16 protein-coding genes are annotated in these 16,158 nt (G+C 37.4%); 1 reads left to right on the plus strand and 15 read right to left on the minus strand.

Annotated elements, in window-relative coordinates; translation table 11 throughout:
* Nucleotides 1–83: 83 nt before the first annotated feature.
* From rsmB to dapF, 12 genes are all read right to left on the minus strand, one after another.
* Nucleotides 84–1,424, minus strand: coding sequence for a 16S rRNA (cytosine(967)-C(5))-methyltransferase RsmB (gene rsmB / locus Gferi_RS01690; protein ID WP_069973968.1), 1,341 nt, complete (start codon nt 1,422–1,424; stop codon nt 84–86).
* A 53-nt stretch (nt 1,425–1,477) separates the two neighbouring features.
* Complete coding sequence (locus tag Gferi_RS01695) at nt 1,478–2,179, minus strand: zinc metallopeptidase (RefSeq protein WP_069973969.1); 702 nt, start codon at nt 2,177–2,179, stop codon at nt 1,478–1,480.
* Nucleotides 2,179–2,748 carry a DUF116 domain-containing protein gene (locus Gferi_RS01700; RefSeq protein ID WP_169832952.1) on the minus strand — a complete coding sequence of 190 codons (570 nt, stop codon included), beginning with the start codon at nt 2,746–2,748 and terminating at the stop codon, nt 2,179–2,181. Before Gferi_RS01700 ends, Gferi_RS01695 begins: the two co-directional genes overlap by 1 nt.
* A 205-nt stretch (nt 2,749–2,953) precedes the next feature.
* On the minus strand, nt 2,954–3,883 hold the full coding sequence (gene fmt, locus Gferi_RS01705) for a methionyl-tRNA formyltransferase (RefSeq protein ID WP_083273313.1): 930 nt from the start codon (nt 3,881–3,883) through the stop codon (nt 2,954–2,956).
* Between the two features lie 9 nt (nt 3,884–3,892).
* A complete protein-coding gene (def, locus tag Gferi_RS01710; RefSeq protein ID WP_069973970.1) occupies nt 3,893–4,333 on the minus strand; it encodes a peptide deformylase in 441 nt (146 codons plus the stop codon).
* A gap of 14 nt (nt 4,334–4,347) precedes the next feature.
* Complete coding sequence (gene priA / locus Gferi_RS01715; RefSeq protein ID WP_069973971.1) at nt 4,348–6,825, minus strand: primosomal protein N'; 2,478 nt, start codon at nt 6,823–6,825, stop codon at nt 4,348–4,350.
* 84 nt (nt 6,826–6,909) lie between these two features.
* Nucleotides 6,910–8,112: a bifunctional phosphopantothenoylcysteine decarboxylase/phosphopantothenate--cysteine ligase CoaBC gene (gene coaBC / locus Gferi_RS01720; protein ID WP_069973972.1), complete on the minus strand. Its 1,203-nt coding sequence runs from the start codon at nt 8,110–8,112 to the stop codon at nt 6,910–6,912.
* Between the two features lie 12 nt (nt 8,113–8,124).
* Nucleotides 8,125–8,328 carry a DNA-directed RNA polymerase subunit omega gene (gene rpoZ / locus Gferi_RS01725; RefSeq protein ID WP_069973973.1) on the minus strand — a complete coding sequence of 68 codons (204 nt, stop codon included), beginning with the start codon at nt 8,326–8,328 and terminating at the stop codon, nt 8,125–8,127.
* Nucleotides 8,322–8,942 (minus strand): guanylate kinase, encoded by a 621-nt coding sequence (gene gmk / locus Gferi_RS01730; RefSeq protein WP_069973974.1) that lies wholly within the window; start codon nt 8,940–8,942, stop codon nt 8,322–8,324. The genes rpoZ and gmk overlap by 7 nt, the downstream gene beginning before the upstream one ends.
* Before the next feature lie 18 nt (nt 8,943–8,960).
* Nucleotides 8,961–9,245 (minus strand): extracellular matrix/biofilm regulator RemA, encoded by a 285-nt coding sequence (remA, locus tag Gferi_RS01735; protein ID WP_069973975.1) that lies wholly within the window; start codon nt 9,243–9,245, stop codon nt 8,961–8,963.
* Nucleotides 9,246–9,256: 11 nt separating this feature from the next.
* Complete coding sequence (locus Gferi_RS01740) at nt 9,257–10,138, minus strand: YicC/YloC family endoribonuclease (RefSeq protein WP_069973976.1); 882 nt, start codon at nt 10,136–10,138, stop codon at nt 9,257–9,259.
* 146 nt (nt 10,139–10,284) lie between these two features.
* Nucleotides 10,285–11,118: a diaminopimelate epimerase gene (dapF, locus tag Gferi_RS01745; protein ID WP_069973977.1), complete on the minus strand. Its 834-nt coding sequence runs from the start codon at nt 11,116–11,118 to the stop codon at nt 10,285–10,287.
* 239 nt (nt 11,119–11,357) lie between these two features.
* Between dapF and Gferi_RS01750 the strand changes: the two genes are divergently transcribed.
* On the plus strand, nt 11,358–13,142 hold the full coding sequence (locus Gferi_RS01750) for an Rqc2 family fibronectin-binding protein (protein ID WP_069973978.1): 1,785 nt from the start codon (nt 11,358–11,360) through the stop codon (nt 13,140–13,142).
* Nucleotides 13,143–13,174: 32 nt separating this feature from the next.
* On the opposite strand, the gene Gferi_RS01755 is transcribed toward Gferi_RS01750, so the two are convergent.
* The 3 genes from Gferi_RS01755 to Gferi_RS01765 all read right to left on the minus strand — a co-directional run bounded on the left by Gferi_RS01755 (nt 13,175) and on the right by Gferi_RS01765 (nt 16,145).
* Nucleotides 13,175–14,407 (minus strand): uracil-xanthine permease family protein, encoded by a 1,233-nt coding sequence (locus tag Gferi_RS01755; protein WP_408607503.1) that lies wholly within the window; start codon nt 14,405–14,407, stop codon nt 13,175–13,177.
* A 108-nt stretch (nt 14,408–14,515) separates the two neighbouring features.
* Nucleotides 14,516–15,058: a bifunctional pyr operon transcriptional regulator/uracil phosphoribosyltransferase PyrR gene (pyrR, locus tag Gferi_RS01760; RefSeq protein WP_069973979.1), complete on the minus strand. Its 543-nt coding sequence runs from the start codon at nt 15,056–15,058 to the stop codon at nt 14,516–14,518.
* A 157-nt stretch (nt 15,059–15,215) separates the two neighbouring features.
* Nucleotides 15,216–16,145, minus strand: coding sequence for an RluA family pseudouridine synthase (locus Gferi_RS01765; protein ID WP_069973980.1), 930 nt, complete (start codon nt 16,143–16,145; stop codon nt 15,216–15,218).
* Nucleotides 16,146–16,158 lie beyond the last annotated feature (13 nt).

A 16,158-nucleotide genomic window follows, 5' to 3' on the forward strand; every position in this document is an offset into this window, starting at 1 on the left:
CTAACCCTATCAAAAGATAGTAATATTATTTTTATATACAAACCATATTATACCATACTTAAAAGGCCTTTGCAGTTATGGCCTCATCTTACTCTTCTAAATTTGCAGATAAAGAATCCATCAATACCATGTATATGAGGATACAGCTGTAAATACTTTTGTTCAGTCCTTAAATTCTCCGGCAAGGTTTCATTAATATCTGCTAACTCAAAATCCTGATTTCCCTCCAAAAAGCGTTTCATTACTCCAACATTTTCCTGTTTCTCAATTGTGCAAGTACTATATACTAAATAACCTCCTTTTTTCACATATTTTGCTCCATTCTTTAGAATATCCAGCTGAAGTTCAGCAATTCCTTCAATCTCTTCCAAACTTTTATTATATTTGATTTCTGGTTTTTTCCGTATAATTCCTAAACCTGAGCAAGGGGCATCTACCAATACCTTATCTGCCTTTTCCAAAAAGGTCTCGTCCAGTTCTTTTGCATCAAAGCATCTTGCATCCACAATAGTGATTCCCAGCCGCCGAGCTGCTTCATTAATTAACTTAACCTTATGTGCATGAATATCCCAAGCTGATATTTTCCCTTTGTTCTCCATCAATTGTGCCATATGGGTTGTTTTTCCTCCCGGCGCAGCACAAAGATCTGCTACAAAATCCCCAGGTCTTGGATTTACAACATGAGATACCAGCATAGAACTTTCATCCTGAATCTGAAACAATCCTTGTTGAAAGGATTTCAGCTTTTCTATGCTGGCTGCATTGCCAATATGTAATGCTTCCTGTGTATATTTTCCAGCCTCAACCTCTAATCCCTCTGCAATCAACTCTTTCATTAAAGCAGATTTGCTTGTCTTCAGCGTATTTGTCCTCACAGTTAAAGGAGGAGTTTCATTATTTTCTTTCAGCAAACCCTCCGTAAATACCTCTCCGAAATCTTGCAGCCATTTATCCACTAACCATTTTGGATGGGAATACCGAATCGATAAATATTCTGCAATATCCATATGCTCCTTATCGAGTGTTAGTTCATCCATCCTACGCAAATAGCTCCTTAACAAACCATTGACATAGCCGGTTGCTCCAAACTCGATTTTTTTTACCAATTTAACGCTTTCATTGACAGCTGCTGCCGAGGGAATTCGATCTAGAAAAATAATTTGATATAGGGCAATCCGCAATATATTCAGCACTTCCAATTTAATTTTGTTCATTTTAATTTTCGACAGTATATTTATAATATAATCTAAATAGATTTTATTTTCAATAACACCATAGACCAGTTCTGTCACAAATCTTCGGTCCCGATCTTCTATTTCTTTATTTTTCAAAGCTCTTTGCAATGCAATATTCGAAAAAGCGTTATTTTTTTCAATATCCACCAGTACATCCAATGCAATTCTTCTTGCGTTGATTTTTTCCATTTTTCTCGCTCCTTTGTTCCATAAATGAAAGCACCCTATACAGGGTGCATTTATTAATCTCTTCTATTTCTTAAAACTAAAAGTCGTAATAACTGCGCCACAGACACAGCCATCGCAGCGACATAAGTTAGTGCAGCAGCGTCTAATACCTTTTTAGAAGGACGAATTTCTTCTGTAGAAATAAATCCGCCTATTTCTAATTGTTCAATAGCTCTACTGCTGGCATTAAATTCTACCGGTAAAGTGATAATCTGAAAGGCTACGGCAGCCATATATAATAAAATTCCCAGATCAATTAAACCGGTCCAGCCTAAAATAAAGCCGCCAAAAACAAGCATCCAAACCGCCTGCGACCCAAAGCTTGCAATAGGAGCAATTGTATTTCTCATTGTTAAGGGTATATATCCAACGCCGTGCTGGATTGCATGGCCCGCTTCATGAGCTGCAACACTAATGGAAGCAATGGAGGTCCCACTAAATACCTGAGGAGATAATCTCAGCACCTTTACCCTTGGATCATAGTGGTCTGATAAATAGCCTCCGACATGCTCCACTTCTACATCCCTTAACCCATTCCTATCTAAAATAGCTCTCGCTACTTGAGCTCCTGTATATCCTTTTTGATTGCTCACCTTCAAATACTTCTGAAATGTATTCCTTACCTTTGCTTGTGCGTACATTGCTAAAATAATGGCTGGCAACAAAAACATCATTCCCGGACCAAAACCTCCATATGGTGAGTAAAATAAACCCATTATAATTCCCCCTCGCCTTTTAAATATTTGATGCAGTCTTCTATTTTTTTAATACTTACCCGTGTATTCACACAAGGACCTTCTGGTCTTTCATTGACGATACCAATTACCGGTATCCCTCTCACTTCCTGTATCCCACTGCTTAGATCCCTTTCACAAGCTACTGCAATAATCGCCTTTGGTTGTGTTTCTTGAACAATTTTTCTGGCAATAGTACCTCCAGTTGCTACGAATAACTGTACTGAATGCTTTTCTTTTAACATAATAAGTCTGTCCACATCACACAAACCACATCTTTTACAATTTTCAATTTCTGACGTAATCTTATGGGGACATTCCTTTTTCTGCAAACAATGCGGTATTAAAATTAGTATTTGCTCTGGGGCAATATGATAAGTTTTGGATAAGATCAGTTGATTATTAATATCCGAAAAAACCTTCCTAACCCGATCCTTATCAATACCTATAATACCACAGATGCTCAAAATGTTAGGATAAATAACCGCCATGGATAACTTTATCATCCAACTTTGAAAAGCAGATATTTTCTCATGCTTAAAAGTACGCATAATTAAAATCATGCTTGTCAGCATAAATAACCCGATTAAAAAGGCTGCTATTAGTATTATATTCAAAAATATCCGATATAATACAAGACTACTGATCTGCGTCAAATACAAACAAAAAAATCCAAACAAAATAAAAAGACTTGTCATCAGCAGCATAATAAAGATAAATGTAAAATTGTTTTTATTCATCGCGTTCAGTAGCATCTTACTCACCTAGTATATTATTTTCCTCTATGGTATGCCCTCTCAAATATTCATCAACAGTCATGCGTTTACTATTCAGAAACTGCACAATCTCAATATTTAGCAATTTCTCTCCAGTACATACCAGCAAACCATCTTTACTTACCTTCATGATCTTACCTGCTTGATCGTGGCAGTCTTGATTCACAATCGTACTTTTCCAAATCTTAAAGCTTTCCCCTTTATAAGTAGTATAGGCACTTGGCCATGGGTTTACACCACGTATAAGGTTGTATATATCCTTAGCCGGCTTGCTCCAATCTATTCGCCCTAGATTTTTATCCATTATAGGCGCATAACTGCTTTCAGCATCTGTTTGCGGCCTTCTTTTTACCATGCCTTTCTCAATAAGCGCCAATGTTTCGCCTAGCAAATCTGCCCCTAAAATTGCCATCTTTTCATATAACTCACCTGCAGTCATTTCTCCAATGTCAATTTCTTTTTTTAGGATCATATCACCCGTATCCAGTCCTTCATCCATGTACATCGTCGTAACACCCGTCTTTTTCTCGCCGTTAATAATGGCCCAATTAACCGGTGCCGCACCTCTGTATTTCGGCAAAAGTGAAGCATGTACATTAATGCATCCTAAGGGTGGTATTTCTAATATGCTCTTGGGCAGAATTTGCCCAAAAGCTACTACTACGATACAATCCGGCTGAAGCCTTCTTAATTGTTCGACAAATTGTGATTCTCTAATTTTTTCAGGCTGTATCACAGGGAGATTATTCAATATGGCAGTTTCCTTTACTGGTGGAGCTGCTAGTTTTTTCCCCCTTCCTTTTGGCCGATCTGGTTGTGTGACCACCGTCAAGACTTCATAATTCCGCTTAATGATCTCATCTAAACAAGGAACAGCAAAATCTGGAGTTCCCATAAATACGATTTTCATTTTAGCCTCCTAATCTATGACTCTATCTGTAAATAGAATCCCTTCAAGATGATCAATTTCATGGCATAGGGCAACTGCTAATAAATCTTTCCCTTCAATTTCTATCGTTTCTCCCTTGCGGTTTAGCCCTTTTACCCTTACACCCGCCGGTCTGCTTACATCACCTGTAATTCCAGGCAGGCTCAAGCAGCCCTCAGCTCCTACCTGTTCTCCCCAAGAGTCTATGATCTCCGGGTTAATCAATTCGATAATACCCTCTCCTACATCCACCACAATGATTCGTTTCAGTACGCCTACCTGTGGTGCAGCTAAACCGACACCATCCGCTTCATACATGGTATCAATCATGTCATCCAATAACACCAATATTCTATCATCTATTTTTTCTACAATCCGAGACTTTTTTCTAAGGGTCGGATCACTATCTTTTAAAATGTTTCTAATGGCCATAAAATTCCTCCTTGTTAGAGCATACTATAGGGATTTATATCGATGCTAATGATTATCCTTCTCATAATATCCTGCATCTTATTTTCCATTCTTATACTATTTATTATACCCGTTAAACGACTTTGGTCAACAGATTTGCTTTTTATAATAAGCTGCCAGCGAAAATTTTGCCTTATCTTCGCCAAATGTGCCGGTGCAGGACCATAGACAGTCTGAGCCGGATCAATCCCTTCCTTATGTAAATAATTTTTTAAACTTCCTGTATATTCCTGAGCGGCTCTGATCACTTCTCCTTCATCATCTCCACTAAAAATAATATTAATCAAGCTTGAAAAAGGCGGATAGAAAAATTCTCTGCGCAACTTGATCTCCTGTTCATAAAAGCTTAGATAGTTGCTGTTTGTAGCATGCCGAATAGCAAAGTGATTTGGTTCATAGGTCTGAACAACTACTCTCCCAGGACGCTCCCCTCTTCCTGCTCTTCCTGAAACCTGTGTAATCAACTGGAAAGTTTTTTCTGATGCACGGAAATCCGGCAGGTTTAAGCTGGTATCTGCGGCAATGATCCCAACCAGTGTTACATTAGGAAAATCCAGCCCTTTTGCTATCATTTGTGTACCAATGAGCAAATCAATACGACCAGCACTATAATCTTTAAGTATTCTTTCCATTGAGCCTTTACGGGTAGTCGTATCCAAATCCAATCTGGCAACCACTGCGCTTGGAAAATAATCTTTTGCTACCTTCTCAATCTGCTCAGTCCCAACACCAAAATATTTAATGTATTTGCTTCCGCAACTCAGACAAGTCGTCGGCGGTTTTTGTGTTTGTCCACAGTAATGGCAGGTTAAGTGATGAATATTTTTATGATAGGTTAATGCAATCTCACATTGAGGACATTTTACAACAAAGCCACATTTCCTACAAGAAATGAAGGTGGAATAGCCTCTTCTATTCAAAAATAATATAGTTTGCTCTTTTCTTTTCAAATTCTCCCTGATTTCATTATAAAGCATTTCACTAAAGATACTCTTATTGCCCCGCTGCAGTTCTTCACGCATATCAATCACACTTACCTTCGGCAGTGGATTGAAGTTGTAGCGGCTTACCATTTGAATCAATTGATATTCTCCGGTAATGGACTTATTATAGCTTTCTACGGAAGGCGTTGCCGAACCCAAAATCAACAGGGCATTATTCGCTCTGCAACGGACCTCTGCAACTTCTACCGCATGATACTTAGGGCTATAATCTGATTTATAGGAATGCTCGTGTTCTTCATCGATGATAATCATTCCAAGATTACGAAAAGGTGCAAAGACCGCTGAACGGGCGCCTATGGCAATTTTTACCTCACCATTATAAATCCTTTTCCATTCATCAAACCGTTCTCCAAGAGACAATCTGCTATGTAATACTGCGATTTGATCTCCAAACCTGGCATGAAATCGTTCAATCATTTGCGTTGTCAGCGAAATCTCTGGCACGAGTAAAATTGCATCTCTATCTTGTTTCATCAGAATTTCAATTAACTGCAGGTAAATTTCTGTTTTTCCACTACCTGTGATCCCATGTAATAAAAACATCCTGTTCTGCTTATGATTGAGAAAAGGCATTATGGTTTCCATTGCCTGTTCTTGTTCATTCGTCAGTTTATAGGGCTGATTAGACGCTACCTGAAGGTTTTTATAGGGATTTCTTCTCTTTTCAATTTCAAGAACATTAACAAGACCTTTCTCTTCAAGTCCTTTGAGTATAGCAGTACTTACGCCCACAGCTTTTTTTAGGATCGGCCAGGATGTAGGCCCGTTTTGCATAAGATATGCTAGAATAGATTTTTGCTTTACTGCTGTTTTCGCAATACAACCCAAGATTTCTTCATAGGACTTGTTTTCAGGCAATCGAATCATTTTCTCCTTGATCGTATTCACATCTTTTTTAAATAGTTCCTCTACCCGAATCATTTTTTTCCTAAGCAGCTTGTTTAACTCTTTTACTGCACCCTCTAGTTTGGATTGCAGCTGACTTTCATTCATACTGCCATATTGATCCAGCAGCCGTAAGATTGCCTGCTGCTTTTCTGTAACGCTCTCTATTGCAGTATGAATATTTAATTCTCTTGCAAGACTGTAAACTCTTTCTCTTTTTAAAGTAGATCCTGTTGGTAAAATGCATTGAACAGCATCAATAAAACGGCATAAATATTGTTCCTTCATCCACTGTGCCAAATCTATTAGTTCCTGATTTAAAGCATATTCTTCTTCAACGACAGCTTGTACTGTTTTGATATGTGCTTGATCAATTTCTGCATAGCTCCTTAACTGCACCACATAGCCTTCAATAAGGTTGTTTCCTCTTCCAAAGGGCACCATGACCCTAGAGCCAACATGAATCCGTTCTACTAGATCAGCGGAAATCTGATAGGTAAAGGCTCTGTCTGTATGGTTGCTTTTCTGATTAATATAAATTTCTGCAAAGTGCCCCTGCTTCATAATGTTTCCTCCATGTATTTAGCTTAATATCATTATAACAAAAAATATCCTTTTGTAGAAGGAAGTGGAAAGGAGTAGGTTTCCCTACTCCTTTATATAGATAGACTTCGCCTTATCTAATATGATATCTGCTAAATCTTTCTTATCCATTTTCTCATAATGCTGTACATCTCCAGTGCTGTCTATAATCGTTACAATATTGGTGTCCCCTTTAAATCCAGCACCATCTTTCGTCAAGTCATTTGCAACAATAAAGTCAAGATTTTTTCTTTCTACCTTACTTTTTGCATTTTCTATTATGTCTTGTGTCTCTGCTGCAAAGCCTACGAGTACTTGTCCATCCTTTTTAATTTCTCCCAGTTTTTTTAATATATCCGGGTTTCGTGTTAACGAAATCGCGATATCGACGTCACCTTTTTTGATCTTATTCTCAGCTACAGTCTCTGGCCTATAGTCTGCCACGGCAGCAGACTTAATAATAATATCTGCTTTATCTGAATGCTCTATCACCATATTATACATTTCATTTGTTGTATTCACATCTAGACGTTTAACACCTATAGGGGTTGGCAGATTCGTAGGTCCGGAAACTAACATCACCTCAGCACCTCTGGCAGCTGCTCTTTCAGCGATGGCATAACCCATTTTACCGGAGGAATGATTCGTAATAAATCTGACAGGATCAATAGCTTCTCTAGTTGGTCCCGCTGTGACCAACACATTCTTTCCTTGTAAATCCTTATTTGGTGATAACAATTTCAGTAGCTCGCTCACAATAACCTCAGGTTCTGCCATTTTTCCTTTTCCAAAATCACCACATGCCAATCGCCCAGAAGTTGGCTCAACAAAATGATAACCCATACATTTTAAAGCTTCAATATTTTTTTGTACAATTGGATTTTCGTACATATTTGTATTCATTGCTGGGGCTATCAGCACTGGAGCTTTTGTGGCCATTACTGTAGTTGTCAGCATATCATCTGCAATACCGCCGGCAATCTTTCCGATTACATTTGCAGTGGCAGGTGCAATTAAAAAAACATCTGCTTTTTGTGCAATAGAAATATGTTCTACATCCCAAGTTTTTGGTTCTTCAAACATATCTGTTACTACATAATTTTGAGATATAGCTTGAAATGTCAGTGGTTGCACAAATTCTTGAGCTGATTTTGTCATAATAACATTGACGTTAATACAAAGTTTTCTCAATCTGCTTACAATATCAGCTGCTTTATAGGCTGCGATTCCCCCGGTAACGCCAATTACTACATTTTTATCAGAATACATTGTAACACCTCATTATTTATCCGATTCTAATCTTCTATACGTTACCTTATTTTCTGCAATCTCATGAGTTGCAATCGTGACAGGTTTATTCGATGATACCTTCGTTAACTTTTCGTCACCATCAATAATTTCTCTTGCTCTCTTTGCAGTAGCTACTACCAACGTATATCGACTATCAACCTTCTCCATTAATTTATTAATCGGCGGATTTAACATAAACCTTCCTCCTTATATTTTAAAATGATTTCTTCTATATCTTTTGTAACTTTACACTTTTCTGCTTTAATAATTGCTTTAACCCGTTCCACCGCTTGATCCAGATGATCATTCACTACGCAATAATCATATTTTTTTACATAATTGATTTCTTCAAAAGCACTTTGAAATCGTTTCTCCAATGAAGCTTCTGTTTCAGAACCACGGTGAATAATTCTTCTTTTGAGTTCCTGCATGGATGGGGGTAAAATAAACACAAATATACCTTCGGGATACCTTTCTTTAATCTGCAATGCTCCTTGAATATCAATTTCCAAAAGTACATCTTTTCCTTGTTGAATATGATCCATTACATATTTTCTAGGCGTTCCATAATAATTATCATATACCTTAGCATACTCTAACAAATCGTCCTTTTCGATCAATTTCTCGAAATCTTTTTTTTCAACAAAGTAATAGTTTTCTCCTTCAACTTCTCCTGATCTAGGATTTCTAGTAGTTACCGAAACAGATAATTTGATCTCAGATACTGTATTCAGCAACTGGCGGCATATGCTTCCTTTTCCTGCACCTGAAGGCCCTGATACAACAATGAGCAATCCTTTGTTCATCATTTGTTTATCTCCTTCTATTTAGTCATTCTTCATACTTTCAGAGTGATCCTTTGCTGCATCATCCTTCGAAGTCAATCGATGGGCAACTGTTTCAGGCTGTACAGCCGATAATATAATATGGTCACTATCGGTAATGATTACAGCTCTCGTTCTTCTGCCATAAGTTGCATCAATCAGCATGCCGCGGTCCCGTGCCTCTTGTATAATTCTCTTAATCGGTGCAGATTCTGGGCTTACGATTGCTACGAGTCTATTTGCCGATACAATATTACCGAAACCAATGTTTATTAATTTAATACTCATTTTTCAACCTCCTATTCAATATTTTGTACTTGTTCTCTGATTTTCTCCAATTCGCTTTTTAATTCAACCACATGATTTACGATTTCCAAATCATTTGATTTAGAACCAATGGTATTAACTTCTCGATTCATTTCTTGAATTAAAAAATCTAACTTTCTTCCCACAGCTTGCTTTTCGGTTAAGGTTTTTCTGAGTTGATAGATATGGCTGTTCAATCTTACAATTTCCTCTGTTATACTGCTTTTATCGGCATAAATCACAACCTCTGTACTTAACCTGGTTTCATCTATTTGAGCAGAATCCTCCAATAATTCATTAACACGCTCTCTTAATTTCTCCTTGTATTCCAACACAACTTGCGGTGCCCTCTTTTCGATGATTTCTATTATCCCCGATATGTAAGTGCATCTATTTCCAATGTCTTCAGCCAGCTTTTTTCCTTCATCTCTTCGCATATCCATTAAACACTGCAGTGCTTTTTGAGACGCTTCTTTCAGACAAAGCCATAGCTGATCCTCATCTTCTTCAGCCGTCTCAATTTTAATAATATCTGGAAATCTTGCGAGCAAAGAAACACTAATATCGTCAGTAACTTGAAACTGATCCCTTAGGCCTTTTAAGCAAGTCAAATATTTTTCAGCTAATGGTGAATTAAGAGAGATATCGGTGTTTCCTTCACCGATATCTTCCAAACTTATATATAGTTCTACCCTTCCACGCTTAATTTCATCCTTTATGAGATCCTTTACTTTTTCCTCCAGATAGGACAGTCGTTTTGGCATTCTGACAACAATATCATTGTATCGATGATTTACGGACTTCATTTCTACGATAAACTGTCTTGCATCGTCTCTGGCTTCACCTCTTCCAAAACCAGTCATACTTCTAATCATATGGTTCATCCTTCCGTTTTTGAATTTACAATGTTATAAACTGCTTTATCTATCCATTCATCATGCTCTATCCATATATTGAGTTCCATAGCTAATAATTATATCATTTTTATTCGAAAAATTTAAGAGATATCTTTTTTTCTTTTTTATAAATAATATAAACCATCACAAATGAAATCGGCTTTCCCTTCCATCATAATACGATTTTCATTTTCTATACAAATCTGCAACTCTCCTCCTGCTACTTTTACATTGACAGCAGTATCACAAAGTCCTAAGTGGTGAGCAATAATCACAGACGCACATGCGCCAGTTCCGCAAGCCAGTGTCTTTCCCGCGCCTCTCTCCCAAGTATCGACCAAAATATTCCTTTCATTAACAACTTTAACAAAATTAACATTAATTTTCTTTGGAAATATTTTCAACTTCTCGATGAAAGAACCCCATTGAACGGTTTCTGTTTCATTTATTCGATCAACAAAAATTACTGCATGAGGAACTCCCATCAAAACACAAGATATCTCCATCTGTATTCCTTCAACGCTGATCGGCTCCCTTATAAACTCCGGCTTATTTGTCTCCACGGGTATTTCTACTGGTGAAAAGTTCCATGGTCCCATGTCTACAGCCACTCGCTTAACCTGACCCTCTGATAGCTTCAATCCTATCTCTTTTATACCTGATAAGGTCTCTACTTGGAAGGATGGTTTTGTGACAATTCCTTTTTCAAAAACAAATCTGGAAAAACAACGAATGCCATTTCCGCACATTTCTCCTCTGGACCCATCGGAATTATAATAAATCATTTGTATATCTGCAACCTCCGAATGGGCTACAGCCATCAAGCCGTCCGCACCGATGCCGAAATGTCTGTCACATAATTTTTTTGCCAATCCCGACAGATTATCCATATCCTGTTCCAGTCCGTTTATCAGTATAAAATCATTTCCGGCTCCTTGCATTTTAGAAAACTTTAACATACCTTTCTGCTCCTTTTCTATTCTAATAATTTATAGTCGACTCTATTCATTTATTTGCTAAAAGAATAATGTATAACTTTTGATAAATATTATAACATAGGATATTATACAAAAATATTCTATTCCCTGCTATTCATTTACTATTTTTTGTGATCTTTTTCATAAATATAACAACTTTTAAATGTAATAAAATAGTGTTATACTTTACAAATAAGTAATTAGTGTTTGGAGGAATAATTATGCCATTTGATGGAATTGTTGTCTCTGCAATTGTTAACGAACTTAGACAATCCCTTTTATTTGGAAAAATTGAAAAAATCTATCAACCGGAATCTGATGAAATCAACCTGCTGGTCAGAGCTATGGGTAAAAATCAAAAGTTGGTTCTTTCTGCCAGCAGCAATCATCCGAGAATTCATCTAACTACAGAAAGTAAAATAAATCCTGAAACACCGCCTATGTTCTGCATGCTCCTGCGAAAGCACCTCCAAGGCGGTAAAATTATAGAAATTCGGCAAATCGAATTTGAAAGAATCGTTTCGATTATAATAGAGAGTTATGACGAATTAGGTACTTTATCAAAGAAAGAGCTTATGATCGAATTGATGGGAAAACACAGCAATATTATTTTAATTGATCAATCACATAACAAGATTATAGACAGCATTAAAAGAATAACTGGAGAAGTAAATCGACACCGAGAAATATTACCCGGGAAACTCTATATAGCGCCTCCCTCCCACGATAAAAGAAATCCTTTAACTTTCTCACAAGAAGATTTTCAATTTCTACTAGAAAGCAGTACAATGGGAACCGCTGCTTTTAAAGTACTCTATTCGGGATTACAAGGAATTAGTCCTATAATGGCTCGAGAAATCTGCTATCGGGCTAAATTGGATAGCGAATTGACCATTTCTCAAATGTGTGCAGATAACGTACAAGCCCTATGGATTGCTTTCAAGGATATGATTACATCGATACAACGAGAAATGTATTCTCCAAATATTCTTATAGCAAAGCAAGAGAAACAGTTTATTGATTTCGCGGCGATCCACTTACATCAATATGATCATCTCTATGATCAGCTTTTTTTTGATACAATGAGTGCTATGCTCGAAAGCTACTATCATCATAAAGACCTTTCAGACCGCCTAAAGCAAAAATCTGTAGATCTTAAAAAATTTGCATCACAAACATTAGAACGTCTTTATAAAAAGTCTCAAAAGCTTCAAGAAGAATTATTAGAAGCCCATAATGCAGATCAATATAGAATTTTTGGAGAACTTCTTACAGCCAGCCTTCATCTGATACAAAAAGGTGCTTCTGAGGCAGTAGTTCCAAACTTCTATGATGAGATGGGCGATAATGTTGCAATTCCCTTGGAGCCTAAACTGTCCCCTTCTCAAAATGCACAAAAATATTTTAAGAGATATGCTAAATTTAAAAATGCCGTAAGAGAAAAAAAACTGCAGCTAGAAGATACGCTAGCAGAAATCACTTATTTTGAGAACTTGCTTCATACGATTGAAAGCATTACAATGATACAGGATTTGGAAGAAATCAGAACGGAACTGGTTGAAGAAGGATATATTCGAAAAAGAAAAAGTAAATCTTCTTCCAAGTCAAAAACTCCTGCCTCAAATATCTTGTCCTTTGTCTCTAGCGAGGGTTTAAAAATATATGTAGGAAAAAACAACAAGCAAAATGATTTATTAACCTTAAAGATTGCTTCCAAAAAAGATCTTTGGTTTCATACAAAGGACATTCCAGGCTCTCATGTAATCCTAGTCTGCGAACATACAGAACCCTCTGAAACAAGTATCCTTGAAGCAGCGGAATTGGCTGCCTATTTTAGTAAAGGCCAGTCCTCAAGCAATGTGCCTGTTGATTATACACGAATAAAAAACGTAAAAAAACCAAGTGGAGCAAAGCCCGGCATGGTAATCTACGAGGATTATAAAACCTTATTTTTAACACCTCGCTATAATCTATTAGAAATATTAAGAAAACCCAAGTCAGAATAGACTTGGGTTTTTTGTCCTATTTAATGTTGGAATTACTTTTCCGTTGGCAGGATTTTATTGGCTACAATTCCAATTACAGCTGCCAAGCTCAAACCAGTCAATTGAATATCCTTTGTAATCCTAATTCCTACTGATATATCTGTTACAACGGAGGCTCCAATGCCTACTACTAGAATGAGAGAGGCAATGATAAGGTTTCTATTGCTTGTAAAATCTATGTTCCCTTCTGCCACTGTTCTCAATCCTACACTCGTAATCATACCAAATAAGATTAAACTAATTCCGCCCATTACAGCTGTTGGTATAGTTTGCAGCATGGCGCCGAATTTACCGACAAAGCTAAGCCCGATTGCAATGCAAGCGGCGATCCTTAGTATAGAAGGATCATATACCTTTGTTACAGCTAATACACCAGTGTTTTCACCATAGGTAGTATTTGCAGGGCCACCAATCATGCCTGCAAACATTGTCGCCAAACCATCGCCTAAAAGCGTTCTATGCAGTCCAGGATCTTTAAAGAAATCTTTTCCTACTACCGCACCATTTGTTGTAATATCACCGATATGTTCCATAAATACAACAGCTACAATAGGTGCAACTACAGCGATGGCACCTAAGCTAAATTTAGGGAATGTGACTCCAGGTAAAGCTAGAAAATTTGCTTGTTGGATTGCAGTCATATCCACCAAGCCCATGCTTAGAGACAGAATATATCCTACAGTAACACCCGCCAGAATTGGCAGCATTTTAAAGAATCCTTTAGCAAATATAGATACGCCTATTACCGTCAATACCACAGCGATCGCTATCGGCCAATGACTTGCTGCCATACGAATTGCTACCGGGCTAAGATTTAAACCAATTACCATAATCATAGGTCCAGTTACAATCGGAGGTAAATAGCTCTTAATCTTCTCAACACCAAACACCTTAACAAAAGCTGAAAGCAAGACATACATCGCACCGGCTACAACAATACCACCCTGTGCGTACTCCAAACCACCGTAGGCCTTATCCACTAACTGTATAACCGGAATAAATGCAAAACTCGAACCGAGGAATACGGGTACTTTGCCTTCTGTAACATAGTGAAATAAAAGTGTTCCACAGCCTGCTGCCAACAATGCAACTGCCGGATTTAACCCTGTTAAGATGGGTACTAATACAGTTGCACCAAACATAGCCAATACATGCTGTATTCCCAATACTAGTTTTTTCTCTAAACGAACACCATCAAATTGATTCATGCCACTTCTTAGCTCCATTGTTTTTTCCGCCATAAAAATTCCTCCTTTATTTTAGTTAAGGAGGGAGATAAGTATTGCTATCTCCCTTTTCAGCCTCGCCGGACTGAATTAAAAGGTTGATGCCTTTTAAGTATCTTTTTCATTTATTGTAACATCATTGATGTTATCAATTTCATTAAAATGTACACAAACAATTTCTTCGTTTGAAGTGGGTACATTCTTTCCAACAAAGTCTGCTCGAATGGGCAGTTCTCTATGTCCCCGATCAATCAAAACAGCTAATTGTATTGATCTCGGCCTACCGATATCCATGATTGCATCCATGGCTGCCCTTACAGTCCGCCCCGTAAATAAAACATCATCTACCAGTACGATGGCTTTGTCCTTTAAATCAAAATCAATATTTGTGTTGTTTAATACAGGATTATCACCTAATTTGCTCAGATCATCACGATAAAGAGTTATATCTAATGTTCCTACATTTACTTTTATTTTTTCAATGGCCTCAATTTTCTCGGCCAATCTAGAAGCTAATGGAACTCCTCTCGTTTTGATGCCAACTAGAATTACATCCTCTACTCCTTTATTCTTCTCAATAATCTCGTGGGCTATTCTTGTAATTGCTCTTTGTATTGCCTGTTCATCCATGATTTGAGCCTTAAAATTCATAATTCCACCTCATTTCAGGTCAAATAAAAAAACTTTCTACCTGTGGGCAGAAAGTTTGTCTACATGGCCATATGCCGCTAATACTATTGTAGAATCCTTCTTAACCTCACAGGGCTACTTTAAAGGCTTACTCTGTATATTAGATTAACATAAATGACTAATTTTGTCTACTGCCATTTTCTATTATTTGCAATAGTTTATTAAAATAATCAGGCAAAGGCGATTTAAATTCTATATACAAACCTGTAGAGGGATGGACAAATCCTAATTCTTTTGCGTGAAGAGCCTGTCCTTGCAAATTAAATTTCTCCTTTTTAGGTCCATATACAGGATCTCCCACGAGTGGGTGTTGTATGTAAGACATATGTACACGTATTTGATGTGTTCTGCCAGTTTCAAGCTTGGCCTCAATAAGTGTATAATTTCCAAACCTTTGCAGTACTTCAAAATGTGTTATGGCGGTCTTACTGTTTCTATCGGTTACTGCCATTTTTAGTCGATCTACAGGATGTCTCCCGATAGGCGCATCAATAGTTCCTTTATCTTCTTTTATATTTCCGTAAACGAATGCGGCATACACACGATGTATGGAGTGCTCTTTCAATTGCTCTGCCAGACACCGATGGGCCTTATCATTTTTAGCTACCATGAGCAAGCCACTGGTATCCTTATCGATTCGATGAACGATACCAGGACGAATAATGCCATTAATGGAGGACAAGGTCTTGCAGTGATACAGTAATGCATTTACCAGGGTACCCGTGTAATTGCCTGGTGCAGGATGAACGACCATTCCCTGAGGTTTATCAACAATCACCACATCATCGTCTTCGAAAACGATGGTCACTGGAATATTTTCCGGTTGAATATCCAGCTTTTTCGGCAATGGAATTTCTATTTCAATCACATCATTTTCTTTTACCTTATACTTTTTTAGCGTTTCCCGCTGTCCATTAATTTTTATTTTTTCCTGCTCGATCAACTTCTGTATAAAGCTTCTGGAAAGTTGATCCATTTGATTTGATAAATATAAATCTAATCGCGTATCTTCCTCGTGGTCATCTACAATAAAAACTTGCCTTTCCATATTTGTCCTCCTT

This window comes from Geosporobacter ferrireducens, from assembly GCF_001750685.1.
Taxonomy (GTDB): Bacteria; Bacillota; Clostridia; order Peptostreptococcales; family Thermotaleaceae; genus Geosporobacter; species Geosporobacter ferrireducens.